The sequence below is a fragment of the Phocaeicola massiliensis B84634 = Timone 84634 = DSM 17679 = JCM 13223 genome, from assembly GCF_000382445.1.
GTDB classification, from domain to species: domain Bacteria; phylum Bacteroidota; class Bacteroidia; order Bacteroidales; family Bacteroidaceae; genus Phocaeicola; species Phocaeicola massiliensis.
In genome coordinates, this window is sequence record NZ_KB905472.1 from 649,742 (window position 1) to 675,758 (window position 26,017).

At 44.2% G+C, this 26,017-nt stretch carries 19 protein-coding genes; 8 read left to right on the top strand and 11 right to left on the bottom strand.

Annotated features, from left to right (window positions below):
- Positions 1–101: 101 nt before the first annotated feature.
- From HMPREF1534_RS16295 to HMPREF1534_RS16275, 4 genes are all read right to left on the bottom strand, one after another.
- Positions 102–1,355 carry a site-specific integrase gene (locus HMPREF1534_RS16295; RefSeq protein WP_005936674.1) on the bottom strand — a complete coding sequence of 418 codons (1,254 nt, stop codon included), beginning with the start codon at positions 1,353–1,355 and terminating at the stop codon, positions 102–104.
- Positions 1,352–1,912, bottom strand: a complete 561-nt coding sequence (locus tag HMPREF1534_RS16290) for a helix-turn-helix domain-containing protein (protein ID WP_005936676.1) — start codon at positions 1,910–1,912, stop codon at positions 1,352–1,354. Before HMPREF1534_RS16290 ends, HMPREF1534_RS16295 begins: the two co-directional genes overlap by 4 nt.
- A 209-nt stretch (positions 1,913–2,121) precedes the next feature.
- Positions 2,122–4,038: a molecular chaperone DnaK gene (dnaK, locus tag HMPREF1534_RS16285; RefSeq protein WP_005936685.1), complete on the bottom strand. Its 1,917-nt coding sequence runs from the start codon at positions 4,036–4,038 to the stop codon at positions 2,122–2,124.
- A 510-nt stretch (positions 4,039–4,548) separates the two neighbouring features.
- Positions 4,549–5,343 (bottom strand): META domain-containing protein, encoded by a 795-nt coding sequence (locus HMPREF1534_RS16275; RefSeq protein ID WP_025066740.1) that lies wholly within the window; start codon positions 5,341–5,343, stop codon positions 4,549–4,551.
- 122 nt (positions 5,344–5,465) lie between these two features.
- Between HMPREF1534_RS16275 and HMPREF1534_RS16270 the strand changes: the two genes are divergently transcribed.
- From HMPREF1534_RS16270 to recA, 4 genes are all read left to right on the top strand, one after another.
- Positions 5,466–6,716, top strand: coding sequence for a hypothetical protein (locus HMPREF1534_RS16270; RefSeq protein WP_018451895.1), 1,251 nt, complete (start codon positions 5,466–5,468; stop codon positions 6,714–6,716).
- A 78-nt stretch (positions 6,717–6,794) separates the two neighbouring features.
- Positions 6,795–7,988 (top strand): saccharopine dehydrogenase family protein, encoded by a 1,194-nt coding sequence (locus HMPREF1534_RS16265; protein WP_005936696.1) that lies wholly within the window; start codon positions 6,795–6,797, stop codon positions 7,986–7,988.
- A 15-nt stretch (positions 7,989–8,003) separates the two neighbouring features.
- Positions 8,004–8,450, top strand: coding sequence for a thioredoxin-dependent thiol peroxidase (bcp, locus tag HMPREF1534_RS16260; RefSeq protein WP_005936698.1), 447 nt, complete (start codon positions 8,004–8,006; stop codon positions 8,448–8,450).
- A 28-nt stretch (positions 8,451–8,478) separates the two neighbouring features.
- Entirely contained in the window at positions 8,479–9,522 is a 1,044-nt protein-coding gene (gene recA / locus HMPREF1534_RS16255) for a recombinase RecA (protein ID WP_005936700.1), read from the top strand.
- A gap of 85 nt (positions 9,523–9,607) precedes the next feature.
- Here recA and HMPREF1534_RS16250 read toward each other — a convergent pair whose 3' ends face one another.
- Positions 9,608–10,204, bottom strand: a complete 597-nt coding sequence (locus HMPREF1534_RS16250) for a DUF4923 family protein (protein WP_005936703.1) — start codon at positions 10,202–10,204, stop codon at positions 9,608–9,610.
- Positions 10,205–10,360: 156 nt separating this feature from the next.
- Between HMPREF1534_RS16250 and HMPREF1534_RS16245 the strand changes: the two genes are divergently transcribed.
- Complete coding sequence (locus HMPREF1534_RS16245) at positions 10,361–11,869, top strand: arylsulfatase (RefSeq protein ID WP_005936705.1); 1,509 nt, start codon at positions 10,361–10,363, stop codon at positions 11,867–11,869.
- 86 nt (positions 11,870–11,955) lie between these two features.
- Here HMPREF1534_RS16245 and HMPREF1534_RS16240 read toward each other — a convergent pair whose 3' ends face one another.
- The 4 genes from HMPREF1534_RS16240 to HMPREF1534_RS16225 form a co-directional block, all read right to left on the bottom strand.
- The gene (locus tag HMPREF1534_RS16240) at positions 11,956–12,717 is read right to left on the bottom strand and encodes a LytR/AlgR family response regulator transcription factor (RefSeq protein ID WP_005936708.1); all 762 of its coding nucleotides are present in this window, start codon (positions 12,715–12,717) and stop codon (positions 11,956–11,958) included.
- A 122-nt stretch (positions 12,718–12,839) separates the two neighbouring features.
- Positions 12,840–14,861 (bottom strand): tetratricopeptide repeat-containing sensor histidine kinase, encoded by a 2,022-nt coding sequence (locus tag HMPREF1534_RS16235; protein ID WP_005936711.1) that lies wholly within the window; start codon positions 14,859–14,861, stop codon positions 12,840–12,842.
- A 97-nt stretch (positions 14,862–14,958) separates the two neighbouring features.
- Positions 14,959–17,505 carry a TonB-dependent receptor gene (locus HMPREF1534_RS16230; protein ID WP_026231433.1) on the bottom strand — a complete coding sequence of 849 codons (2,547 nt, stop codon included), beginning with the start codon at positions 17,503–17,505 and terminating at the stop codon, positions 14,959–14,961.
- A gap of 23 nt (positions 17,506–17,528) precedes the next feature.
- Positions 17,529–18,407 carry a GLPGLI family protein gene (locus HMPREF1534_RS16225; RefSeq protein ID WP_018451893.1) on the bottom strand — a complete coding sequence of 293 codons (879 nt, stop codon included), beginning with the start codon at positions 18,405–18,407 and terminating at the stop codon, positions 17,529–17,531.
- A gap of 164 nt (positions 18,408–18,571) precedes the next feature.
- Here HMPREF1534_RS16225 and HMPREF1534_RS16220 point away from each other — a divergent pair, with 164 nt between their 5' ends.
- The 3 genes from HMPREF1534_RS16220 to HMPREF1534_RS16210 all read left to right on the top strand — a co-directional run bounded on the left by HMPREF1534_RS16220 (position 18,572) and on the right by HMPREF1534_RS16210 (position 21,689).
- Positions 18,572–20,008 (top strand): sensor histidine kinase, encoded by a 1,437-nt coding sequence (locus HMPREF1534_RS16220; protein WP_005936716.1) that lies wholly within the window; start codon positions 18,572–18,574, stop codon positions 20,006–20,008.
- Between the two features lie 30 nt (positions 20,009–20,038).
- Entirely contained in the window at positions 20,039–20,722 is a 684-nt protein-coding gene (locus tag HMPREF1534_RS16215) for a response regulator transcription factor (protein ID WP_005936718.1), read from the top strand.
- An 88-nt stretch (positions 20,723–20,810) separates the two neighbouring features.
- Complete coding sequence (locus HMPREF1534_RS16210) at positions 20,811–21,689, top strand: aldose 1-epimerase family protein (RefSeq protein WP_005936721.1); 879 nt, start codon at positions 20,811–20,813, stop codon at positions 21,687–21,689.
- Between the two features lie 205 nt (positions 21,690–21,894).
- Here HMPREF1534_RS16210 and HMPREF1534_RS16205 read toward each other — a convergent pair whose 3' ends face one another.
- Together HMPREF1534_RS16205 and HMPREF1534_RS16200 are read right to left on the bottom strand one after the other, a co-directional pair.
- Entirely contained in the window at positions 21,895–23,583 is a 1,689-nt protein-coding gene (locus tag HMPREF1534_RS16205) for a DUF4091 domain-containing protein (protein ID WP_005936723.1), read from the bottom strand.
- A 364-nt stretch (positions 23,584–23,947) separates the two neighbouring features.
- Positions 23,948–26,017: a RagB/SusD family nutrient uptake outer membrane protein gene (locus tag HMPREF1534_RS16200; RefSeq protein WP_005936725.1), complete on the bottom strand. Its 2,070-nt coding sequence runs from the start codon at positions 26,015–26,017 to the stop codon at positions 23,948–23,950.

Sequence of the window (26,017 nt, forward strand, 5' to 3'; positions counted from 1 at the left end):
AAAGATGCAAAATTATTTCGAAAAACAACAATATATTTTATTGTGACATAAAACTATTTACGTATTTACCTAATAATTTGATTTAGAATATAAAATTATAGTCAATAATACGGTAAATCAAGCTTAATCGTCTTGGTAGCCTCTTCCTTTTTAGCATCAACAACCTTTGCATACACTTGAGTTGTACGGACATTCGTATGACCAAGCATTTTGCTAACAGTATAAATGTCTGTTCCTCCGGCGAGTTGCAGGGTTGCATACGAGTGCCTAAAACAATGGTAGGTGATGTGCTTCGTTATTCCGGCTTCTGCAACCCATTTCTTTATCGGACGGTTAATCCATGACGGGTCTGGCAGTCCGCCAAAAACTAATTGTTCGCCGTCCTTCCTTTCACCACATAATTGAAATGCTTGTTCGGATATAGGCATATACTCAACGCCTTTGGTCTTTTGCTGAGTAAAGTTCAAACGGTAACCACCATTGAATACCTCTATCTCTGACCACTTCAACTTTTGAATGTCACAATGACGAAGCCCGGTAAGTGCAGAAAAGAGGGCGGCACGCTTCAACAACGGGTCGCATGGAGTTTGAGCCAAGCGGTTCAGTTCTTCAATGGTCAAGTATTCCCTACGGCTTTCTTGACCTTGAATACCCTTGATCTTTGCCCCAATATCAACCGTCAAATAGCCGTCAATGAAAGCCTGCTTCAATGCAGCCTTGAATATGGAGAAATAAGTGGATGCCGTATTTTGCGAGATAACACCTTTCTTGCCTCCTCCCTGTGGGGCGTTCAATAGGAACATACGGAATGATTCTATCAGCTTCAAGTCAATCTGTGAGAAAAGGATGGTATCTCCTTTCGCAAAGATTTTCAACAATTCATGTACACGCTTCCAGTTGATGATAATGGAATCGGAGCTATGGGCGTGGCGTAACCGTTGCACATGGTCGAAGTAGTCTATGAAGTTGCAACGTGAACGCTCTAGCTGCTCTGCCTGTTCTGCATCCGTTTCAGAATAAAGCGAAGCGTTATCGTATTCCTTTTGGCGCAGGCTCCTCACCTTGTCGGCATAGATACACGATTCTTGGTCTAATTGAGATTTGCATTGGATGATGCCGTTCAAGTCACGCTTTAGCTTATAAGTGGTCTTGCCGTCTTTGTCGGTTCGGGCATTCCGCGACTTATCCCATATGGGAGTGGTTATAGTACGGCTCAGATATTCACGCACTCTTTGGGGAGTGGGTTTGTCTGCTTGGAAAACCGGATAAGCTTCAACATACAGGTACCATTCCTCGCGGTATTCCGATTTGCGGAGTTTTACTGAAACTCGTGTATTGGCCAACGCTTTCTTCATTGCTTCATCCCTTTATATAGGTTATCAATTTCTTTCTTGGGCACATAAACGAAGTTACCTATCTGCCGGGTAGGGATAGAGTATTTACGGATATGTAGATAGACCGTACTGTCTTCTAAATGAAACTTCTTGGATATTTCGCCGATAGTATAACAGTCTTTAGGCTCCAAGCTATATAGTTTTGCAACGGGTTTGGGTTTTGTCAGAGCTTTCTTTCGTAGCGGATAGAGTTTCAGCAGTTCTTCTTTGCTGACACGGATTTGGTTAGTTCCAAGATTTATGTGCGAAATAGTCCCTTTATGTATCAGACGATACAGCGTATCTTTGCTGATGCCGAACATGGCATAAGCTTCCGACACCTTGATGTAATCTTGGTGCTTCGGGATGCTCTTTACAATTTCATCCAATCGCTGATTCCGCTTCTCTTCGTCTTTCCTGCGCTTATAGGCAATGTTGGAACAGCGTTTGGAGCAATACCACGATTCTATGGTCTTGGCGATGAACTCCTGACCACACACCTGGCATTTGCGCTTTATCTCGAACTTTGCTGCTGGCATAATGCTGATTTTTACTTGTTTGTATTCAATCCGTTTATATTTTGTCGCAGATTTCCGACTTTCTTATCGCGGCACAAATATGGTACAAATATACAATAAAAATCCGAGAAACAAGCAAATCCATCAGAAAGTGTTAAAAATAAAGTAGGGTGTAACTCATTGAGCTACACCCTACTTCTCTATCGTTAGTTATCGTTGTTTACCGATACTTACTTCACTTCCTCGAAGTCAGCATCCTGAATATCTTCTTTATTATTAGAAGAACCCTGATTAGCCTGTTGTCCTGCACCTGCACCCGGACCGGCCTGAGCGCCACCTTGTGCACCACTCTGAGCATACATTTCAGCGCTGGCAGCCTGGAATGCTGTATTCAGTTCAGCCATGGCAGTATCAATAGCAGCCAAATCCTGTGCTTTATGAGCATCTTTCAACTTCTGAAGAGCAGCTTCAATCGGGGCTTTCTTATCAGCCGGCAACTTGTCGCCTAATTCCTTCAACTGATTTTCAGTAGAGAAAATCATGGAGTCAGCTTGATTCAATTTGTCAATCTTTTCACGTTCCTTCTTGTCTGCTTCTGCATTAGCTTCAGCTTCGGCTTTCATCTTTTCGATTTCTTCCTTGCTCAAGCCGGATGATGCTTCGATGCGGATAGCTTGTTCCTTGCCGGTAGCTTTATCCTTGGCAGATACTTTCAAGATACCATTGGCGTCGATATCGAATGTCACCTCAATCTGAGGAACACCACGGCGGGCAGGAGCGATGCCTGTCAGGTTAAACTGACCGATTGACTTGTTTTGTGCGGCCATCGGACGTTCACCCTGAAGTACGTGGATAGTCACTTCAGTCTGGTTGTCGGCAGCTGTAGAGAAGGTTTCGCTTTTACGTGCCGGGATGGTAGTGTTTGCATCAATCAACTTAGTCATTACACCACCCAATGTTTCGATACCCATTGACAACGGAGTAACATCCAGCAATACCACACCTTTGATTTCATCTGTCAAAACAGCACCCTGAACGGCAGCACCTACAGCAACCACTTCGTCAGGATTAACACCCTTGGAAGGAGTCTTACCGAAGAATTTTTCTACCAATTCCTGAACAGCCGGAATACGTGAAGAACCACCAACAAGGATTACCTCATCGATATCAGAGTTGCTCAAACCTGCATCGCTCATAGCCTTCTTGCAAGGTTCAAGACAAGCCTGAATCAAATTGTGAGCTAAAGCTTCAAATTTAGCACGTGTCAAAGTCTTAACCAAGTGCTTAGGCATACCGTCTACGGGCATGATGTATGGCAGGTTGATTTCTGTTGAAGTAGAAGAAGACAATTCAATCTTAGCTTTTTCAGCAGCTTCTTTCAGACGTTGCATAGCCATCGGATCTTTTGTCAAATCCGCACCTTCGTCATTTTTGAATTCCTGTACCAACCAGTCAATGATTACTTGGTCGAAATCATCACCACCCAAGTGAGTATCACCATTAGTAGAAAGTACTTCAAACACACCACCACCAAATTCAAGGATAGAGATATCGAATGTACCACCACCAAGGTCGAATACAGCAATCTTCATATCTTTGTGAGCCTTATCAAGACCATAAGCCAAAGCAGCAGCTGTCGGTTCGTTCACAATACGTTTCACTTCCAGACCTGCAATCTGACCAGCTTCTTTAGTAGCCTGACGTTGTGAGTCTGAGAAGTATGCCGGAACGGTGATAACAGCTTCTGTAACTTCTTGTCCCAAATAATCCTCGGCTGTTTTCTTCATCTTCTGCAGGATCATAGCTGAAATTTCCTGCGGAGTATAAAGACGTCCGTCAATATCTACACGCGGAGTATTATTGTCACCTTTCACTACTTTATAAGGAACACGAGCAGTTTCCTTCTGTACCTGATCCCATGTTTCACCCATGAAACGTTTAATTGAGAAGATAGTACGCTGCGGATTAGTGATAGCCTGACGCTTTGCAGGGTCACCTACCTTACGTTCACCGCCATCGACAAATGCCACGATAGACGGAGTAGTACGTTTACCTTCGCTGTTAGCGATAACTACCGGTTCATTACCTTCAAATACTGAAACACATGAGTTTGTTGTTCCTAAGTCAATTCCAATAATCTTTCCCATAATTGTATATTTTTTATTTATTTGTTTTCAATTAAACTGATTTCCCGGCGAATGGTTCACAGAAATTTTTCTTTTCGTGCACCAATCGCACGTCTTTTATCAAGCAAACAGTATGCCAAGGCAGGGATGTTAGGAACAACTGACAAAATGGCGTATCCTTTTTCGCTACCGACCGACAGAAAAGGCAGAATCGTAGAAACACTGTCAGCTTTTGAATGGAAAAAATCTCAAGAGGTGTATGAAAAACGATAGAAACAATGGTTGGCCTTGGGTTTACCGCTTAAAAAAAGCTCCTTGTGTGGGAATTTTCTCTTTGTTTTCTGAATACAATAAAGAAGGAATGTCCGAATGAATGTTTGATTGTTGTTTATCAGTAGGCTGTATGTGTTGATTTATGTTTAATGAATGTCTACTGAGATACGGGTGACCGCTTGTTTGTATAGTAAAAAAGGAGGTGTGCAATTTGACACATCTCCTTCGTTTATTTCAATGATATCTACAGTAGTCTGTTTATTGTTTCTTCAAGACTAACAGTTCATTACCGTTTTCTCCGAGCAGATATACTTGACCGTTTTTTATTGAGAAACTTCTTGTTTCATTCAGCGCGTTCAGTACAGTGGTTTCCGTTTCCATGTCGGGACACATCATCATGGTGGTGGCGATATTTTCAAACTTCAGTGAATTGGCTGTTTTTTCATTCTGAAGCAAAGCACCGTTGATGGTATTGCAACCCACATTACCGTAAATGCGGTTCTCGTCGGTATTAAAACCAATAAACGGAGTGACTTCGGTAGTGCCCACTATTTTTTTGCCGTTTACCAACTCAATGGCCCATTCGCCTGAAAGGTCTGTCAGTGAAACCTGCGATTCGTCTTTTTTCTGCAACGTCAGCATCTTTTTGCCGTCTTCACTGCACAATGCAATGATTTCAGGCTGGTCTGATACGGTTTCATAGGACTTCACCTTGTTCAGTGCGTTCAGTACCATTTGTTCAGTCTGCATATCGGGACAAGCCATACGCGTACTTCCGATAGGACCGAAAGATAATGCTCCGGGGGTCAGCGAATCAGCTTCAAAAGTGCCCATCATACGGTTGCAACCACTGTTCCCATAGATACGTTTTTGAGCTACATCAAAGCCAATAAAAGGCATTTTTTTATCCGTGATTTTCTGTCCGTCCACTTCGGTGATATTCCATTCACCGTTCAAGGAAGAGAGTGTTAACATATTCTTACTGCCACCGCATGAAGCTAAGATTAGTGCACTGGCGCAAACTGCCGTCATTTTAAAAATTACTTTTTTCATCATACTTTTTTCGTTAAATCATTTAGTTTAGTCTGCAAAGCTATATATAATTCTTTATTTGCAGTAATAATAAACAATTTTTTTGTACCTTTGCCATACTTTATAAATTAACAAAAAATGATATGAAAATGTTTTTAAGTGTGCTATTGGGGGTGGTAGGATGCTATATAAGTTATGCACAGAGCGGCTATATAGTCTCCACTGCGTCCCGACAGGCAAATACTTTCGTAGAATCACCGGAAAAACAGTTTATCGATGACCATTTTAAATATTACAGTCTGTGCGACTGGACACCGGGAATGAAGTTTATGGTCATTCCGGAACGTAAAGACCTTGTCATCCCGGTCTTTAAATCGGCAGAGAACGGTAAGGATGTGAATTCCGGAGAACTGAAGAATAAGATTATGGAATTTTTGGGTACTGAAGTGACTGACCGAGGATTCGTGCATTTCAATTTTGACTGTGAGGGTAAACTTTACTACCATGAGGTGAAGAATATCACGTTGGAGCAATATTGCATGAAGCCCAAAGCCGGTATTCCTACTCTTGCTTATTTGGGTGATGTGGATATTGCCAAGGATTTGTTGGAAGGTGAAACGCTGTATATGCGCACCGACAAAGTGCGTATAGACGACCCCAACAGTACCTCTGGCTATAAGGAAGTGTACATCGGGATGAATGAAAAAGTGACAGTGATTGCCGTAGGAGTGGGCAGCCGTGCCTTCCCGGTGAAGATTGTATTCTCCGATGTCAAAGGAAACACGTATTATCAGCCGGTAGCTGTTTCAAAGACCAATTGTGGGATGCTTGACAATGATTTCATCATGGAAAAGAAAAATAAATATTTTCCCAATGCATTCGGTTTCAGTGATGCCAACGCCAAAAAGTCTCAAACATTGATGGAAAAATATGGTAAAAAGGCTATCTATCTGAAAGCAGAAACAGAATGTATAGACGATGCCGGCATGACAGTCAAATTGCCCAAATACACGCAGTTTGTCATTAAAAACATTATTGTAGAAAACGGAAGTCAGTCCGTGACGCTTGATTTGACTGCCACAGACGGAAAGCTTTACCGGATAAAGACGACTTTCGTACATGCAAGTGTCACCAATCTGGCCTTGCGTAATGATGGCTATTTTGCCGATGTGTTCGGCATTGGCGACCTGCGTGCCAAATATCCCGATACGACCGAAGAAACCTGGGATCTAATCAGCCACGGTGAAGTGCGCAAGGGCATGACAACAGACGAATGTCGCTTGTCTTTGGGATACCCCATCCGCGTGCATAAGGTAACGGGAGGATATGAAACTTGGTACTATCAAAGAAAATCCTTGGATTTTACTTATAAGAAACTGGAACGTATCAACTAATACCCAAAATATTTTGTTATCTTTGCCCGGTGAACGGTATGTTTTGCCGGGCAATTTATTTTTAATTAAAGAGAAGAAATGGGTAAAGTATTAATTATCGGTGCAGGCGGTGTAGGTACTGTCGTGGCACACAAAGTGGCTCAGAATCCGGATGTTTTTACAGACATTATGATTGCCAGCCGCACTAAATCAAAATGTGATGCAATCGTTAAAGCAATCGGTAATCCTGCTATTAAAACAGCTCAGGTTGATGCAGACAATGTAGATGAACTGGTAGAGCTTTTTAATAGTTTCAAACCCGAAATCGTTATTAATGTAGCCCTGCCTTATCAGGATCTTACCATCATGGAAGCCTGCCTGAAAGCCGGAGTGAATTATCTGGATACTGCCAATTATGAACCGAAAGATGAAGCTCACTTCGAATACAGTTGGCAATGGGCTTACAAGCAACGTTTTGAAGAAGCCGGCCTGACAGCTATTCTCGGTTGCGGTTTCGATCCGGGTGTAAGCGGCATCTATACGGCGTATGCTGCTAAACACCACTTTGATGAAATGCATTATTTGGATATTGTGGATTGCAATGCCGGTAACCATCATAAGGCATTTGCTACCAACTTCAATCCCGAAATCAATATCCGTGAAATCACTCAAAACGGACGTTATTATGAAGACGGCAAATGGGTGACCACCAAGCCGTTGGAATTTCATAAGGACCTGACTTATCCCAATATCGGTCCTCGTGATTCATATTTGTTGTATCACGAAGAACTGGAGTCGTTGGTCAAGAATTTCCCCACTATCAAGCGCGCTCGCTTCTGGATGACTTTCGGACAGGAATATCTGACTCATTTGCGTGTAATTCAGAATATCGGTATGGCACGTATCGATGAAATAGATTATAACGGTGTGAAAATAGTTCCTTTGCAATTCCTGAAAGCCGTATTGCCCAATCCGCAGGATTTGGGTGAAAACTACGAAGGTGAAACCTCTATCGGTTGCCGTATCCGTGGTGTCAAAGATGGTAAAGAACGTACTTACTATGTATACAATAACTGTAGCCATCAGGAAGCCTACAAGGAAACCGGCATGCAGGGTGTCAGCTATACTACCGGTGTACCTGCCATGATAGGTGCCATGATGTTCTTGAAAGGACTTTGGAAGAGACCGGGAGTATGGAATGTAGAAGAGTTTGATCCGGACCCGTTCATGGAACAGCTCAATAAGCAGGGTTTGCCTTGGCACGAAGTGTTGGACGGAGACTTGGAACTTTAAAAACAGGAATGGAATATGAACGTAGGAGACAAAGCCCCCGAAATATTGGGTCTGAATGAAAAGGGAGAAGAAATTCGTTTGAGCAATTACAAAGGAAAGAAAATAGTACTCTATTTTTATCCCAAAGACATGACTTCCGGTTGCACTGCACAGGCGTGCAACTTGCGTGACAATTATTCCGAATTGTGTGCTAAAGGTTATGAGGTAATCGGAGTGAGTGTAAACGATGCCAAATCGCATCAGAAGTTTATCGAGAAAAACGAACTGCCTTTTACTTTAATCGCAGATACCGACAAGAAATTGGTGGAGCAGTTTGGCGTATGGGGAGAGAAGAGTATGTACGGACGCAAATATATGGGTACTTTTCGTACTACTTTTATTATTAACGAAGAGGGTGTAATCGAGCGCGTCATTTCTCCCAAAGAGGTGAAGACAAAAGAACATGCCCAACAAATTTTATAATTTACTTAACAGACCAAAAAGAAATCTTATGGCTAAAAAAGATAACGAAGAAATTCCATTCACAGCAGGACCGGGTTCCGGAGCTAGCGAAAAATTGAAAGCGTTGCAAGCTGCAATGGATAAGATAGAGAAGAACTTCGGTAAAGGCTCTATCATGAAATTAGGAGATGAAAACGTTCAGCAGGTAGAGGTTATCCCGACCGGTTCCATCGCCTTGAACGCTGCACTCGGTGTAGGCGGTTATCCGAAGGGAAGAATCATCGAGATATACGGCCCTGAATCATCCGGTAAAACAACATTGGCTATCCATGCTATTGCCGAAGCTCAAAAAGCGGGAGGAATCGCTGCTTTTATTGATGCGGAACATGCATTCGATCGTTTCTATGCTTCCAAACTGGGAGTGGATGTAGATAACCTGTGGATCTCACAGCCGGACAATGGTGAGCAGGCATTGGAAATTGCGGAACAATTGATTCGCTCTTCAGCCATTGATATTATTGTTATTGACTCTGTTGCAGCATTGACACCGAAAGCTGAAATCGAAGGTGATATGGGTGATAATAAAGTGGGACTTCAGGCACGTTTGATGTCACAGGCACTGCGCAAGCTCACCTCTGCCATCAGTAAGACCAACACAACTTGTATCTTTATCAACCAGTTGCGTGAGAAAATCGGTGTAATGTTCGGTAATCCTGAAACAACTACCGGTGGTAATGCCTTGAAGTTCTATGCTTCGGTACGTTTGGATATCCGTCGCGCCACACAGTTGAAAGATGGCGAGGAAGTTATCGGAAATCAGACACGTGTAAAGGTGGTGAAGAATAAAGTGGCTCCTCCTTTCCGCAAAGCTGAATTCGATATTATGTTTGGCGAAGGTATTTCTAGAGCCGGAGAAATTATCGATTTGGGAGCCGAACTCGGCATTATTAAGAAAAGCGGTTCGTGGTACAGCTATAATGATACCAAACTGGGACAAGGTCGTGATGCTTCCAAACAGGTGATTCAGGACAATCCGGAATTGGCGGAAGAACTGGAAGGGCTTATCTTTGCCGCACTGAAGGATAAAGAATAAAGTACTTTGTTATATGTTTAGGCATGAATTTTATGGAACTAATCTTCCGTGGAATCCATGCCTAAACTATAAATGCCTTCATGGTTTATTTCTTCAGCTCAAAGCCTAGCATCAGACCGTCATAAGCTTCCGCCACACTGTTGATGGTAGCTGCGGTGGAGTTCACTTTCGATGCTGCTCCGGTAATGGTCTTTAGAATGGACATTAACTTGTCTGCTTTGAATACCATACTCATGTCATTCCCTGTTACCGTAACATAAGCCACTGTCTTCAGTCCCAGCTTGCCTGTCATGGTGATTGTCTTCGCGGCGTCATCAAATACATAACTCCCCGTGACCGTACGTTTTTTCATCTGATACGAGTAAGTTCCGTCTTCATTGAAGGTGTACCGGATATTATTCATACCCACTTTGTTATATACGGCTATCATTTTCTCTTCCACTTCCTTGGCAGCCATTTCACCACCGGCTTTTGCCAACAGGTTTTCACTTTCGAACTGACATTCAGGACCGGAGTATGTCCATGTGCCGATAACGGAAGAAGCTGTCGTAGCCTTATTTCCGACAACAGCTTTCGCCACTCCCGACAATATAGATTTCAAATCCTGAGCTCCGGCATTGGCAGACACCCCACACATCACCAATAAAATCCAAATACTTTTCAGTAAAGTTTTCTTTTTCATCTTTTTATAGGTTTATTAAACGGTTACAAAGATACGATAAAGCTTTCTATAAAACAATTTGATGCATATCAAACCTTTTCCGTTCTAATTTGTAGCTCAATGTATCTGATAATTTATTATCTTTGCTGCATAACACCATGAAAAACCAAAATAAATATGAGTATTGTAACCAATTTGAAATGTACATTGGCTGTCACAGCCGGATTATGTTCTTCGTTTGCTTACGCGCAAAAACATCCGCATGTTATCTTGATAATGACTGACCAACAACGGGGCGATGCCTTGGGCTGTATGGGTAATGAAGCTGTCATCTCTCCCAATCTGGACCGGTTGGCCGGCGAGGGAACACTGTTTATGAATGGGTATTCTTCTTGCCCCAGCAGTACTCCTGCCCGTGCGGGAATGCTCACCGGACTTTCTCCCTGGCATCACGGCTTGTTGGGGTATGGAGAAGTATCTCCCGAATATAAATATGAGATGCCCCAGATGATGAAAGATGCCGGTTATTACACTTTCGGTATTGGAAAGATGCATTGGCATCCGCAGCGCATCAAACACGGTTTTGAAGGAACCCTGTTGGATGAAAGTGGACGTATAGAAGACCCTAACTTTACCAGTGACTATCGCCAGTGGTTCCAAATACAGGCTCCCGGAAAGAATCCCGATGAGACCGGTATCGGCTGGAACGACCACAGTGCTTCCAACTATAAGTTGCCGGAAAACCTTCATCCCACCTATTGGACGGGAGAGATGGCTTGCCAACTTATCCAAAACTACGATAATAGTGAGAAACCATTATTCTTGAAGGTATCTTTTGCACGTCCTCATAGTCCGTATGATCCGCCGCAGCGATATATAGATATGTATAAAGATGCTCAGGTGCCCGATCCGTTTATCGGTGATTGGTGTGGTAAATGGGCAAAGGAACTTGCTCCTGAAAAGGCTGCTAAAGATGCTCCTTACGGCAACTTCGGTAACGAATATGCGCGTAATTCAAAACGTTATTATTATGCCAATATCACGTTTATAGACGAGCAGATAGGTCGCGTGATTAAGGCTTTGAAAGAAAAAGGTATGTATGACAATGCCTTGATAATCTTTGTCTCCGATCATGGTGACATGATGGGAGACCATTATCATTGGAGAAAGACATATCCGTATGAAGGCTCTACACATATTCCTTATATCGTGAAATGGCCTGCAGCAGAGAAGGTACTTCCGGGAAAGGTGGATGCTCCTGTAGAACTTCGCGACCTTCTTCCTACTTTCCTCGAAACAGCCGGGGTAACTGTTCCCACTGATATGGACGGACGTCCGTTGCTGGCATTGGCCAAAGGTACAGCAACCAACTGGCGCAAATATATCGATTTGGAACATGCTACATGTTATAGTGCCGATAATTATTGGTGTGCCCTGACAGACGGTAAGATTAAATACGTTTGGTATTTCCATACCGGGGAAGAACAACTGTTCGATATGGTAAAAGACCCGAAAGAACTGCATAATGCTGTCAATGACAAAAAATATAAAAAACGATTGGCAGAGATGCGTTCTGAAATGGTGCGCCATCTGAGCGAACGTGGCGAGGAGTTTGTGAAAGACGGACAATTGGTGGTGCGTGAAAAGACCATGCTCTACGGACCTAACTATCCGAAAAAGAAATGATACTCACATAATTATGGAGTTGTGTCAAAACGTGGATAGCCCGGTTTAGTTTTGACACACTTCCATACGATTCTTCCTTGCAATTTTCATAACTGATAGAAAGAGTCTTGCAATGTTTTCTTAAACTTCTTTGAAACAATCAGCTCTGTTATCTTCTCGAAAGGAGGGTACATGACGCAACGATTCTCCTTTATCATTATCAGATAATTAATATTGATGATATAAGATTGATGTATCTGCACAAAGCAGGGAGCGTACTCTGTTATCTGATGTGCTGTGGTGTTCTTTTTCAGTAGCAGGGGAACCTGATTGTTCAATACTACTTCCCATAATTTACGGTCGGAGTTATAGCGGAAGAATCCGATATCAATAGAACGGAGAACACGCAGATCATTGGTGGGAGTGGAAATCATAAATGTATGTTCGCCGGTAGAATATACTTGGGGTGGAATAGCCATCGGCGTAGCCGGTTCGTCCATCTTTTTCAGAAACCGGGTAATAATGCATTCCAGTTCCTTACGGTCTATCGGCTTCAATAAATAATCGAAAGCAGATTCACGGATGGCATTAATCATATATTTGTCGTAGGCAGTATAAAAAATCACTTGCATATTCCACGTGACACAACTGTTGATTTGCTCTAACAGTTCTATTCCTTTCATGTCGGGCAACTCTACATCCAGAAATAAGATATCGGGACGAAGCTTATCTATCATTTTCTTTCCGTTAGAACCATTACGGGCAATTCCCTCTACCACCAACTGACCGTAACGTTTTAGCTCCAAACAAAGGTTATCCGCCGAATACTCATCATCATCTATAATCAATATTTTATAAAGCCTGTCCATATAATTTGTTTGCTATTATTAATAAAACAAAAGTAGAGAAACATCTGTTAAGATACAAACCGACAATTCTGTATTTATGGATATTAGGCGTCAAACAGGAACTATTCGTGTGAAAATAGCTATTAAACAGCTTTTAAAAAGTTGTAATCGTAGCCTTGGGGAAGTATCACAACAAATTCGCACCCTGTTTCTCCTTCTTCCAATGGCACATTATTGATAGAGATATCTATATGCTTTTTGTTATTGTTGTTGAGCATCTGAACTGTTTGAAGAATCACTTTCATACCGGTTCCCGTACCCCGGTTATGGCTGTTTGCCTTATATCCTCCTCCGTTGTCTCTTATCTTGATGCAGATAGCTCCTGTCGGTTCACGCCTGATGTCAATCCACAGGTTCTTTTTCCCCTGTTTCTCCCTCAGTGCATGCTTAATAGCATTCTCTACCGGAATCTGGATCATCATGGAAGGAAGAATCTCGCGAGTGAGGTCGATTGTTTTATCTACATGGAGAGAAAGTGCGAAGGTATCTCCCATTGATTTACGTTCTAAATCAATGTAAGTATGTACAAAGTCTAGTTCTTCATCCAATGTGACACAGAGATGTTCGGTCAGCTCAAGGTTGCGGCGCATCAACTTCACCAACTGCCGCATATTTTCGCTGTATCCGTTGCTATGGCTGTTTATTTCCCTGCTCAGCACATTGAAGATGAAGTGAGGCGAAACACGGTTGCGGATATTTTCCATGCGCAGCGTGTTAATCATATGTTGGCTGCGCATTCTAAACAGGTGGCGTTGCTTCTTATTATAAAGATAGATAAAGACGGCCAATATTAATATCAGGAAACAGACGGACATCCACACATACATACGCTGGTGAAGTCCCAATACCTCGTTCTCTTTCTGCTGGATGAATATCTTTTGCTTCATCAGCGTAGTGTCCTGCCGGTATTTCAAGTCGATTTCGGCGGTACGCATCTTGATGCGTTCATTACGGGTGGAGTCGTCAATGCGCTGGTTTTCCCGCTGATAATAATAAGCTTTCTTATAATCTCCCGTTTCCTCGTAATAATGCTGTAAATACCGGTTACGGATGTGAAGCATGTTGGGTTCCACATAATCGGGTTTCACGGCTTCGGCAAGACGTTTGCGCGCCAATGCGAGATTATTCTGTTTCAGTGCCAGTTCTATCAGTTGTGTATCCAGATAATAGAGCGCACTGATGTTTCCGATAGACCGGAAGAAATCTTCACACTTAGCCAGATAGAAAGCAGCGGAATCTGTCTGATTCATCAGTAGGAATGTTTCTCCCAAATTCATCTCACTCAGATGAACTTCGAAAGCCATATCGGGATAACTGCGGGCAAACGCGAGTTCTTTTCTGAACATTTCGAGTGCATGCGGATAATCCTTGCGGAAGTAATAGGAGTTTCCACGATTGTTGAGGTAAATACATTTTTCGTAAGGCATCATTTCGCTATACCATTGGGCAGCCATGTCGTAATAATAATCGCATAATTCGAAGTCGCGCAGTTCCATATATACTTGTGCCAATCCGTAGTATGCCGGAAAACGTTTGGCTTCGGGAGTGCCCAGCGAGTCAAAAAAAGACAAGGATTTCCGATACCACAGAGCGCCTTTATCATATTGTCCTGTGCGCACGTAAGCATCGGCCAGGTTTATCGAAATGTCGGGCAGTACTTCTTTCCTGTCTCCGTTTAATCGATAGTTGAGTGCCTTGCTGAAACAAATGACCGCAGAGTCTACCAATGCCTGACGTGCGAGTACGTTTCCGCGCATATTATAGATATCGGCATACAAATCGGATATTTGAGGCGTGGGTGCGTTGCGGTGGCAATAAGCTTCTGCCTGATTCATGCATACAGCAGCGGAGTCCATATCCGACCGAAACATATAGGCTTTGGCCAGCAACATCACATAGTGATAATAAGTGGTACTGTCGGTTGTGGCAGTCATACGCTTCTGTGCCTCGGCACAAACATATCGGGGATTCTTGGACAAAGAATCGTTGACTTCTTGATAGAATTGGAGATATGTGTCAAAAGCATTGAATGATCTTTTCTGTTTTTCACCACAAGAAATGACACACATAGCTCCCAGTATTACACTCCAAAAGCCAATCGGCATCTTTATTCGTGTTTTCATAGTAGGTGTGCTAATAGTTTGTTTACAAACATACATAAAAAGAAAGAAATTGAAGCACAAATGTCCTACTTTTAAGTTTCTACCATTGATATTGGATGGAAAGAAGATATTCGCGTGGGCGGAGTTTTATCCATGAGGTAGAGCTTTGTACAGCCGAATAGAGGGTATAACTATATTCTTTCTTGTTTAATAAATTGGTGACGGAAGCTGTGAAGCACCATTTTCCCACACGCTGTACCAGTGAAGCGTCTGCCAACCATGTGTTGAGATGCTTTGTGCGGTCGATATCGTTATAAAAATGTTCTCCCGAAAGCCGTAAATCAGTATCGCCCCATCCTATGCTCAGGATCAGGCGCTGTGACAGATTCCACAGAGCATCCAGCTGTCTGTCGTTGCCTATTTTTGAACTCCCGCAACTCAATTTGGCTTGATACGCAGCTTCAAACAGTCGGGAAGGTGCCCATATTATCTTGGGTTCAACCGACAGATAGTCATAACGGTAGTCTTGAACCACTCCGTCATTGCATTGTTTTCCTTTTGTACGGCTCATGGTCAGTTCGACGGACGATTTCAGATTCCAGTCATATACTCCTTTGGACAGGACAGAATGTAGCGTGTAATTTTCGTCAGAGTTGCTTTTTTTATAAGGAGAAAGATAGAAGATGCCATCTTTATAATCACTCCGTGTCATTAAGTTATGGTCTGTGTGAAGATAGGCGAACGATGCTGTCCAAAAGAACTCCTTGACGGCATTTTTATATTCCAGATAGAAAGAGTAGAGTTGGCGTGTGTTTTCGGGGACATTGCCCGGATTGGTTATGATAGTCCTGTAGTTTCTTCGATACGAAACCGGATATATTTCATCCAATCTTCCGGTAGAACGGGTGATATTGCCTGACAGATACATTTTCCAGCGGGGAGTGAGTGTGTAGCGGAAGAACACGGAAGGATTCAGGAACAGATAATGACAGGACTGTTCAGGCAGATGGCTCCATTGGGCAGACAGTGCGGCTGTCAGAAGTATATCTTCCCGGTTCCACTCCAGATGGGGAGTGGCGTAGAACATATAGCGGTTGGCGGAATATGGGCCGGTCACGGAAGAAAGTTCACCCCGAAAACCTCCCGTGAGTTGGTAATTCACTCCGTTTTTCTTTCTCATCCAGTACAGGGAGTTGTCGGTATAGGCATTGCTGACATTCATTTCTTGATATTCCCGAAGAGGGGTGGAACTTTGCCGGTCGTCATCAAATGTCAGTTTCAGTGATGAGGGAAGATAGCTATAACGGAAAAAAGAGCGGATTCCCCATGTATATTTATCCCGGGTATGGAGTTGACTGAAGTAGTTTTTCATATCTAGTCCTGAATGCTTTATCTGTTGTGTGACACTTTTGTCACCTGAAATGGCTGACAAGCCGTTTTGCCAATCGCCTGTGAAAGAAAAGTTTTCGCGTGTGTAACGGTTGTCGGCATTATTTTCGTAATTCAGTTCACCGTTCAGACAGTCTGTGAGCAGCCGGTAATTCTGATTGTGGAGTGTGCGGACGGTGTCTTGAGCGAAATAGTAAGTCTCGTCACTGCCTTGTTGCTGGGTAGTACGGTCGTGGGTGTAATTGAAGAGCAGGCGCAGCTGCTTGTCTTCCGTCAGTCGGTAAAGTCGGTTGGCAGAGGTCGTATGGGTGTCGTTGAACAACAACCGTTGGCGGGATAGAGGCATTGTGATGCCGGGTAGTGGAAGAAAGGAGGGAGCTCCATCGTCTGTGATACGATCAAAACTGTTGCCTGCCGCCAACACTTCTTGTTCGGACTGCATATCGCGTCCTGTGTTGTTGGTCTTGTAATTATAAATAGTCTGCTGTTTACGATTCAGTTGCAGGGCGCTGAGTGAGGCATCGTATAGTACCTCTTCGCCGTACCCCCCGCTTCCGTTGGCTGTATAAATCCATTGCGAGCGCGCTTCCGGTTTCAACTTCAGATTGAGTGCAACGTCATCTGTAAAGGTCTTTCCCCGCAAGGACTTGATGGGCTGGTGTCCTTCTATCACTTCGGCAGACTGCACGGCATCTGCTTTCAAATTATTGTTTATCTGATTATAACGTCCTCCACTCACGTCCATCCCTTCGACATAGAAATTGCTGATTTCCTTTCCGTTATATTTGATGGTTCCGTTCTCTTCGACATTGATGCCGGGCAGTTTTTTAAGTACATCGCCTACGTTTCGGTCTTGAGAAGAGGTAAAGCGTGTGAGGTCATATTTCAGCGTATCCTGTCGGCCCCATATACGCCCGGGGCGGATTTGAACCTCTTTCAGCAAAATGGTTTCGGGTTCGAGCGCTATCTCCATCGGGTGAGTTGAGGTGATAGGCAGGAGTACTTTTTTGTAGCCCATATAGAGCACACCCAGCTTGACACTTTGGGGCGACGAAACCGTAAGGCGGAATCGTCCGTCGGTATCCGTCAAGGTATAATTGATGACCGTTGCATCGGCAGTATGTTGAATGATGACAGTAGCCGATTCGAGAGGTTGGCGGGTTTCCTTATCGGTCACCCGCCCCTCAATCGTGTTTTGTGCGTTTGTGTCGATGTTGCACATCAGTGCCAGCATAGAGAGAATGATTGCTGTTTTCATGGTGGAGCGCATGTGTTGGAATTTTATTTATCGGGGAGTTCTATCGGATTGTAAGGTATCGTGTAATTCTTGATTGGATTTCCATGTTCATCCTTGACAGTGACTTTCACGTTGGGAGCTGTGCTGGCAACATATCCCACCGGGTCTTTGAAGTAACGTTCGTAGATTTTATCCAAATCTTTGCGGCTTATGGATTCATAGCCTTTGGCATTGAAAAGAAGCGGTTTGGACTCTTTGAACTGTTGCAGGCCGGTGCAGAGAAACGAATAATGTCCCCGGCTGTCCTCTGCTTTGAGAATCAGTCCCGGTAGTCCGCACAGTTTCCAAGGGCCTTCACTGACGGGGATTTCCGTCGTGTACCATGCCGTGTAGTTGCGCCCGCGGAAACGGCAGGAGGCTTTCTGGCACCGATAAGTCAGGATAGTGGCAGTATCGGGCAGGAGAGTCCATTGCGGCTTGTCGTTTTTTTCCTCGCAGCGGAAGTTGGTAGTCACGATACGGTCGAGCGTTGTTACTTTTCCGGCAGGATGGTTTTTGTAGATGCGATAGGTGATGCGGGCATTGCCGTATGCGGAGGTATGTTCGGCCATGAGTTCTTGAGACACGTTGTTCTTCACGTCCTCCATAAGGACAGAGTCGCGGAGATAGGTGGTATAGCCGTAAAAAAGAGATGATTTCTTTCCCACTTCAAGCATCATGGTTTCCGAATTGGGTTTGCTGTCTGACCGGGTGGTGTCTTCAAGCATTTTCAATTCATACTGGGCGCGGAAGACAAGTTCGTCTATCGGTTCGCTCTTCTTGATATTGTCACCGGTGATGACTGTGATTTGTGCAACGGCAGCCGTGGCACAGACTCCGAAAACTAGCATCAGGGTCAGGATTTTCTTGTTCAGTTTCATCATATTACAAAAGTTTGAGGTTTATGATTCTCATGCTGCAAAGCTATCCTTTTCCTTTCTTTTGGCAGGTCGGAAGTTATTACTGAAATATTACGCAGTCTAAAAAAACTCCTCGCGTACATTGTACATCCGCCGATACCGTTTACCTTTGCCGAAAAGAAAAGAATATGGAAAAGCAAATAAAAACGGTCTGGATACTTACCATTATCACGGCTTTGCTGATTATAGGCGGACAGGCATACTGGCTTTACAATCAATATGGATATTCGGCGGACGAACACATGCGTAATCTTCATGCAGAAATTCTGAAACTGGAGAATGCCGAGTTTGAGGCACGTTACAAGCAGCGTACCGTCAATACTCCGATGACTTTGAGTTACAGCATCGAAATGCCCGACTTGACCAACAGTAAAGGAAATTCACGGTGTGTCATTACCCTTTACGAGAAATTTACGCAGAGTCAGGGTGATTCGCTGGCGGCGGGAGCTGTTGATGCCTTTAAGGAAAAAGAGATACGTCGCGATACATTCAGTGTGCCGACCTACAATATTCCCAGCGAACTTATTTTTGAGGCGACGAGCCGTTTCTCTACAGAACTGAGCTTTCCTCTCACCGTTACAAGGCTCGATTCTCTTTTTGAAGCCAATCATATCACGGCTACCGATATACGGCAGGTGAACATTGATTCCACCCTGTGGCGCGGCACTTACCATTCGCTGGAGAACTTGTTTCCTCCTCGTATGCTTGTTACTTATCCTTACAATCCCTTGGTGAAGCAGGCAATGACGGCTATTGTTACCGTACCTGTCAATCCGTTACTTAAGCAAATGATGTGGCAACTCACCGGAAGCATCTTGCTGGTGCTGGTGCTCGTCTGCTGCCTTGTCTACCAAATCAAGACGATACTGAAACAGCGGAAGATAGATGAAATGAGGAAGAGTTTTGTGAACACGATGATACATGAGTTGAAACGTCCTGTGCAGACACTGAAAATGTGTGTTGCCTTCCTCAACAATAAATCCATGCGCACAGATGAGGCCGCTATGGACGAAGTGCTGAAGGACTCCATGTTTGAGATTGACAACCTGTCTGCTTATCTGGCGAAAGTAAGAGATATGACGCGTGCCGATTATGAACATACACCACTCAATATCCGTACTTTCGATGTGTGTGAAACGATACAAAAACTGATTCGTCTCTGCAACATTCCCGCAGGAAAGAATGTCGTGATTACTCCGCATTTTGACATGACCACTCAGCTGGTTACGGCAGACCCCGTACATTTGGCAAACATCATCAGCAATCTGTTGGAGAATGCCATTAAATATTCGGGCAGTGAAGTCGCTATCAGCATTTCGTGCACCTTGCAGGCACACACACTGACCCTTGCCATATCCGACAATGGAATAGGTATCCCTGCTTCGGAGCAGAGTAAAATATTTGATAAATTCTATCGCGGGAATAATATTCCCGACCGTAATATTCCGGGTATCGGACTGGGCTTGAGCTATGTCAGACTGCTGACCGAAGCTCACCACGGAACGATAACCCTGACCAGCCAACCGGGGAAAGGCACTACTTTTGTGCTTTGCTTTCCTCAATAACTACTGTTTCACCCCATAACCCTGACACTAATGAAAGCATTAAAAATACTTTTTGCCGATGACGACTTGAAATACTCCATGCTCCTGAAACGTTTTCTAGAAGCCGAAGGGTACGAAGTGACATATGCCGGAAACGGTCGCATCGCTCTTGAACAGTTTCCTGCCGTGAAGCCCGACCTTGTTTTGCTGGATATCAATATGCCCGAACTGAACGGTTTTGAAGTGGCTGAACACATTCGTGCCCTAGACCGTAATGTGTTGCTTTTTTTTCTTTCCGACCGCAGTGATAAAGCTGACCGTCTGAAAGGATTCGACCTTCGTGCCAATGATTACCTCGCCAAGCCGTTCTATCCTGAGGAACTGCTTGCCCGCATCCGCGAGCGTTTTCAGTGCGGCGATGATATGGTGCAGACGGAAATGTATAGTTTCGGGAATACAGTGTTTAATTATACTACTAACGAAATACGCACCGGCAATAACAAGACTCTCATCACTTCGCGTCAGGCAGAGATACTCCGGATGCTTGCCAAAAACGTGAATGTATCTGTCGACCGTGACAGTCTGCTTAACAAAGTATGGGGTGCATCCTCGTATGCCAACTCTCTTGCGTTGAACGTGCAGATTAGTTATCTGCGGAGGGCACTTCGCAATGACAATACAGTCAAGATAGACTCACTGATGAGAAAAGGTTATATGTTGCGCGAAGACTCCTGAAAATAATCCTTCCATATTCGTTTTGTCATATCATGAAACATCCTTACCTTTACCCGAAAATAAACATCTAAGTAAAAAAAAGAATAAAATGGAAACAATATCTAATTCTGTCCTTACCGTCGGTGTCAGTGAGCACGGAGCTGAATTACAAAGTATTCAGAAAAATGGAAAAGAATACTTGTGGCAGGGAGACACCCGTTTTTGGGGACGCCGTTCACCTGTTCTCTTTCCCATCGTGGGGCGTGTGTGGGAAGACACTTACCGCTATGCGGGCAATTCTTACCGGATGGGGCAGCACGGCTTTGCCCGTGATATGGATTTCAAAGTGACATACAAAGGAGAGGACGGAATAGTTTACTGGTTGGAGTCGACTCCGGAAACGCTTGGAAAATATCCTTTTCTCTTCCGTTTGATGATTGGCTACCTGCTGGAAGGCAATCGGATTACAGTCAAATGGCGTGTAGAGAACCTTGGGCAGTTGGATATGTATTTCCAAATCGGTGCTCATCCTGCCTTTAACTTCCCCGGATTTGATGCATCGGTAGACGAACGTGGATTCTTTGCTTTCGACAGTAAAGAGGAACTGCGGTATATTGTTCCGGTGGAGAAGGGGTGCGTGTCACCGGAGCTTCATACATTGGAACGGGATGTGGACGGACTGATGAAAATAGATACACATACGTTTGACTGTGATACATATATCTTTCAGGATGCGCAACTCAAGAAAGTGACCTTGCTGGACAGGAAGAAGCAACCTCATATCAGTCTGGAGTTTGACACTCCGCTAGTGGCGTTGTGGTCGCCTGCCAAAGCTCATCCCGATTGTCCGTTTGTCTGCATTGAACCGTGGTATGGTCGTTGTGATGCCGTCGGGTTTGACGGAGAGCTGAAAGACAGGGAATGGATTCAGAAATTGGGAAGCAAAGAGGTGTTTGATGTGAGTTACAGCATCATTATAGAGAAGTAGCCGGAATAATTACCATGATAATAGTGTGTGGGTGTGTCAAAACGTGGATAATGCTGTCTTTTGGTTCGTAGGGGCGAGGTCCGCCCGCCCGAAAACAGTTTGCTTTGTGTCTTCGGGCAGGCAAACCCTGCCCCTACAGCTGACGATGGGATAGGTCGGTTTAGTTTTGACACACTCCCACAGTTTTAATCTGGCATCTGTAAATTTACTTACTTAACTCTTCCAACATTTGATGCCGGATGTTGCGGAAATGGTCGCTCTCGGTATCATACAGTGTCCAGTGGAATACAACCAGCCGGCATAGTTCCCGTGCCAGTTCGGGATTCTTCTTTTCCAACATTTTCAGAAGCGTATAGTCGGCAATACCGTCGCGCATAGCTTCCAGACGGATGGAACCATACAGTTTTCCGTTGTTAGGGTAGACTATCCAGCTGTCTCCTCCGGGTAGTGTATTGCCTCCTTCCTCATTCATGCGGGTTGTTTCCTTGTAAGGATCATTGCCGGTAAACCATTGGTTGAATCCCCAATGCAGATACCCTGTTGCCCCATATTTGAAGTTGAGCCAGTGAATGAGGCGGGTCTTGATGAGCGGTTGCTCCAAGAAACGGTTGGCAAAGTCGCCTTGAGGAGCAAGGCAGGTGTAGAACCACGTTTCGTCTCCCTGTTTTTGTCTTTCGCGATAGAAGTCATATCCCTCCTTGTAGAAGTTGAGTTGCGGCACCCAGATGTCGAGAATATTCTCAAGATCATGAGTATGGCAAGCTTCTATGATTTTGATGTCCGGACACTGCTGTTTCACAAATCGGGCGATAGCTACATAACTTTTTATATTGTCGCTTGTAGGCTCGTCGGCAATGTGTTGTGCATACAGTACTTCCGGATATGCTTCTTTCAGATGGGCGGCAAGCGAGGGAATAAACTGGCGATAGAAGTTGACAGCCTGTTCCGATTCCATAGGATATTGCACCAATTTCTTCTTGCCGTTCTCATACCGAGGGACATAGGGTGCGAATTGGCTGCTCCAGTCTCCCGTACGTCCGGCGATATGTCCGCCTTCGAGCATTTTCAATACACCGGCCCGGTGGAAGATGTCTATCATTTTGTCGAATCGCGAGTAGTCGAAAGTATAGGTTCCGTCTTTTTCTTCAAACTCGATATGTTCCAGCGGTGAGAGCAGGATAACGTTGGAATAGCATTCTTTCATTTTGTCGGCCAGTTCTTGTACCATTTCCCAGTAAACGTCCGAGTAAGGTTCCACCTCTTTCCCGCCATTGAATATTTTCATTTTGTCGGGTGATGTGCCAAACCAATTGGTTACCCATAAATCCGGTTGGGGCATTACGATGGGGTAAACTTTTACGCTGATTTCTTTTTTCAACTCAAAGATTTGGTTGCCCATTTTTCCTTTGAGGCTGAATGTGGCTTTATAGGTTCCGGCTTCCGCATTGGTGGGAACGGGAACGGAAATCCAGATGGGTTGCGCCACATCACGTGTCACGGATTGTCCGTTTTGCTCGATAATGGGGTCGGGATAGTAGTGTGAGAGAGAGGTGATGGCGTCTTTGGCACGGTCGGGTGTCTGCCGGCCCACCCGCACATAATCTACAAAACCCGTACGCGGGCTACTTTGTAACTGTGTTCCTTTTTCGTTGGTGAACGCCGTGACCTGTGCCGACAATTCCTTCAATGGCAGTGCGGCTCTCACTGCAAACTGGAAGGTGGCGTGCTCGCCTGCAGCCACTTCTTCTGTCTCGTTATACTCGGGGAAGAAGTTTGATTCTCTGAATACTTTCAGAAAGGGGTCTACTTGTGTAAATGTAATCCGATCTTCTGTGGTAGGTGTTCCACAGGCGGAAATGATAAATAAAAGGCAAATTAAATAAAGGTTTTTCATAAATCGATACTATTTAAATGATTATAATATTTTGTTTGCTGTTATCAGTTTCCCATTGGCGGATATGCCCTGTATCACCATTAACAGGGGGGGGCTTGCGGAGGAGCCGTAAAGATAATATCTGCTTTTCCCTTTTTTATCTTTATGTCGGGTTGCCAATAGACCGTTCTTCTTCTCATCTCTTTTTCTGTCCTCTCCGTTGAATCCGATTTTTTAAGGTAAAAATGAGTCGGTCTTTGAAAAAGAATAAAGAAAAGGGTATTCTCTCGAACCCCCTTTCCCATCACAGTTATGTTAAGACGATTATTCTGTTTTCAGAATGATTATCATTAACATTTTCTTATCGTTATACCTATTTACCAACTTATTCCAATGCACGTCCGGCTGTCATAGGCCAATATGGATTTTGATACATGGTTGAAGTTTTGACATCATTGGGGTCACTGGCGCTCAATGTGAAGTCTTGTACACCGAAAGGTTCCAGATAGAATGCCTTTTTCCATGTATATCCGTTGAACAATTGGTTGTTTATTTCGGTACGTCCCATTGGGCGGACATACTTGCTGACAGAAGCGGCTGAAATGTTAGCATTACTTGTTCCATCGGCTATCAAAGTTGATTTGCCGGTGGCATCTACATATTTTTTGTAAGCTTCGTCCCATAAGTTCATACCTTCCAGCATATAGTGTCCGGTAATGGCAGGATCCCATGAACGCCATCTTTTCAGGTCGTCCCAACGCATACCTTCCGAGATAAATTCGCAACGGCGTTCGCGACGGATGTTGTAGAGTGTTGCGTCTACTTTTTGGTCGCCGGAGAAGACTGCCAAATCACCATATACGGTACCGCTCACTACATTAGCTTCTTTGTCTAAGTTGGTGTTGGCTATGGTCAGTTCATAATCTTCGCTCACACCTGCACGGCGGCGGATAGCTTTCCAATAACCGGCGGCATCATTATCCAATGAACCGTTCTTTTCGTAGCATGCTTCGATATAGTTCAGGTAGGCTTCGGCAGCACGGAACACTACGGCTCCTGTCGTACAGATGATGGTATTACTCTTGTACTGGTCGTAATCATAGTTGTAGTATTTACGAGGACGGTATCCTGTAAAGTCTTGCAATTCTACGCTGCTTGTTACCAATGGAATGGTATCCAGAATCACAACTTCATTATTTTTGGCAACAGCAGGGTCGGCAGGATCGGAACGAACAATGTCTTCTTCACCGAATACAAAGAGTTGCAGACGTTCGTCACGTCCTTCTTTTTCCATTGATACGCTCAGGTCGCCTTTGTAACCCGAACCGTCGGCATAGTAGGGAAGTCCGTTTTTCATCAGGAAAGAAGTGATGTAGCTGCGTGAAAGTCCCAATTGGTCACCACCGGCAGATAGGATGTAAGCTGCATCGTGGGTATAACCGATGCTCAGGTTATATTGTTTCCAAAGCAATACTTCGGAAATGCTGCTTAAATCTTCTTGGCTGAACATATCGAAGTAGGGATTCCATCCGCTGGTTTGTCCCAAAACGGGATTCATCTGATGAGAGTTGCCTGTCAGTGTGCAATGGTCGGCAACGGCTTTGGCAGCACTCATGGCTTCAGTCAGGAAAAAGTTTATTTCTCCTGCAATGTCGAATGTTTTTCCCTGATTGTATTCCATGTCTTTTCCCGGCCATGTATCATCGCCCGGAACACGTCCGGTGCCTTTGTGATATTTTTCGAAGGTGGCTTCAAACAAGGCCACACGTGACTTGAGTAGCTGTGCAGTTTGTTTGTTGATGCGTTGGTTGTTCTGGAAACCTTGGTCTTTCAGGCGTGAGATGGCTGTATCAAGGTCTTTCAGGATGAAGCGTGCCACTTCATTACGCGGAGCACGCTGACTCAGTTCCTTCAGGATGGCTTGATCGTCGGGTAGCACTTCGTCGATAATGGGAAAATCGCCATAGCGGACCAATGCCTGATAGTATGCCAATGCACGGAAGAAATAAGCTTCGCCGATGTAGTGGCTCAGAATAGACTTGTCACCTTGTATGCTTCCCGCTTCTTCTTTTGGTAGAATTTGCTCAAGAAGCCAGTTCCATACACGGGCACGGGAAGTGTAAGTTTGAAAGTTCTTTCCCGAAGGTACTTGTTTTTCTCCTGCAAAATAGTCCAAGTCACCTGTTTGTGAAAACAGGTTGTCGGTATTATTGTCATTGAGTGTCATACCGCTGCGCCAGTTCTTGTCATGGTAAAGAGACTGCTGGCGAGAGTTTTGCAGATAAGAGTAGTAGTTGATAACGTATGCACCCACTTGATCTACGGTAGTGAAATAGGCTTCGGGGGTTACATTGGTTATCGGCTCACGATCCAAAAAGTCATTGCAGGAAGCCAATGTGGATGCTCCCAGACCGATAAGTGAGCAGATGTAGATATGTTTTAAACTTAATTTCAT

Coding starts and splice junctions, on each gene's coding strand:
- HMPREF1534_RS16295 (WP_005936674.1), bottom strand. CDS start 1,355: ATGAAGAAAGCGTTGGCCAATACACGAGTTTCAGTAAAACTCCGCAAA.
- HMPREF1534_RS16290 (WP_005936676.1), bottom strand. CDS start 1,912: ATGCCAGCAGCAAAGTTCGAGATAAAGCGCAAATGCCAGGTGTGTGGT.
- dnaK (WP_005936685.1), bottom strand. CDS start 4,038: ATGGGAAAGATTATTGGAATTGACTTAGGAACAACAAACTCATGTGTT.
- HMPREF1534_RS16275 (WP_025066740.1), bottom strand. CDS start 5,343: ATGAAAAAAGTAATTTTTAAAATGACGGCAGTTTGCGCCAGTGCACTA.
- HMPREF1534_RS16270 (WP_018451895.1), top strand. CDS start 5,466: ATGAAAATGTTTTTAAGTGTGCTATTGGGGGTGGTAGGATGCTATATA.
- HMPREF1534_RS16265 (WP_005936696.1), top strand. CDS start 6,795: ATGGGTAAAGTATTAATTATCGGTGCAGGCGGTGTAGGTACTGTCGTG.
- bcp (WP_005936698.1), top strand. CDS start 8,004: ATGAACGTAGGAGACAAAGCCCCCGAAATATTGGGTCTGAATGAAAAG.
- recA (WP_005936700.1), top strand. CDS start 8,479: ATGGCTAAAAAAGATAACGAAGAAATTCCATTCACAGCAGGACCGGGT.
- HMPREF1534_RS16250 (WP_005936703.1), bottom strand. CDS start 10,204: ATGAAAAAGAAAACTTTACTGAAAAGTATTTGGATTTTATTGGTGATG.
- HMPREF1534_RS16245 (WP_005936705.1), top strand. CDS start 10,361: ATGAGTATTGTAACCAATTTGAAATGTACATTGGCTGTCACAGCCGGA.
- HMPREF1534_RS16240 (WP_005936708.1), bottom strand. CDS start 12,717: ATGGACAGGCTTTATAAAATATTGATTATAGATGATGATGAGTATTCG.
- HMPREF1534_RS16235 (WP_005936711.1), bottom strand. CDS start 14,861: ATGCCGATTGGCTTTTGGAGTGTAATACTGGGAGCTATGTGTGTCATT.
- HMPREF1534_RS16230 (WP_026231433.1), bottom strand. CDS start 17,505: ATGAAAACAGCAATCATTCTCTCTATGCTGGCACTGATGTGCAACATC.
- HMPREF1534_RS16225 (WP_018451893.1), bottom strand. CDS start 18,407: ATGATGAAACTGAACAAGAAAATCCTGACCCTGATGCTAGTTTTCGGA.
- HMPREF1534_RS16220 (WP_005936716.1), top strand. CDS start 18,572: ATGGAAAAGCAAATAAAAACGGTCTGGATACTTACCATTATCACGGCT.
- HMPREF1534_RS16215 (WP_005936718.1), top strand. CDS start 20,039: ATGAAAGCATTAAAAATACTTTTTGCCGATGACGACTTGAAATACTCC.
- HMPREF1534_RS16210 (WP_005936721.1), top strand. CDS start 20,811: ATGGAAACAATATCTAATTCTGTCCTTACCGTCGGTGTCAGTGAGCAC.
- HMPREF1534_RS16205 (WP_005936723.1), bottom strand. CDS start 23,583: ATGAAAAACCTTTATTTAATTTGCCTTTTATTTATCATTTCCGCCTGT.
- HMPREF1534_RS16200 (WP_005936725.1), bottom strand. CDS start 26,017: ATGAAATTAAGTTTAAAACATATCTACATCTGCTCACTTATCGGTCTG.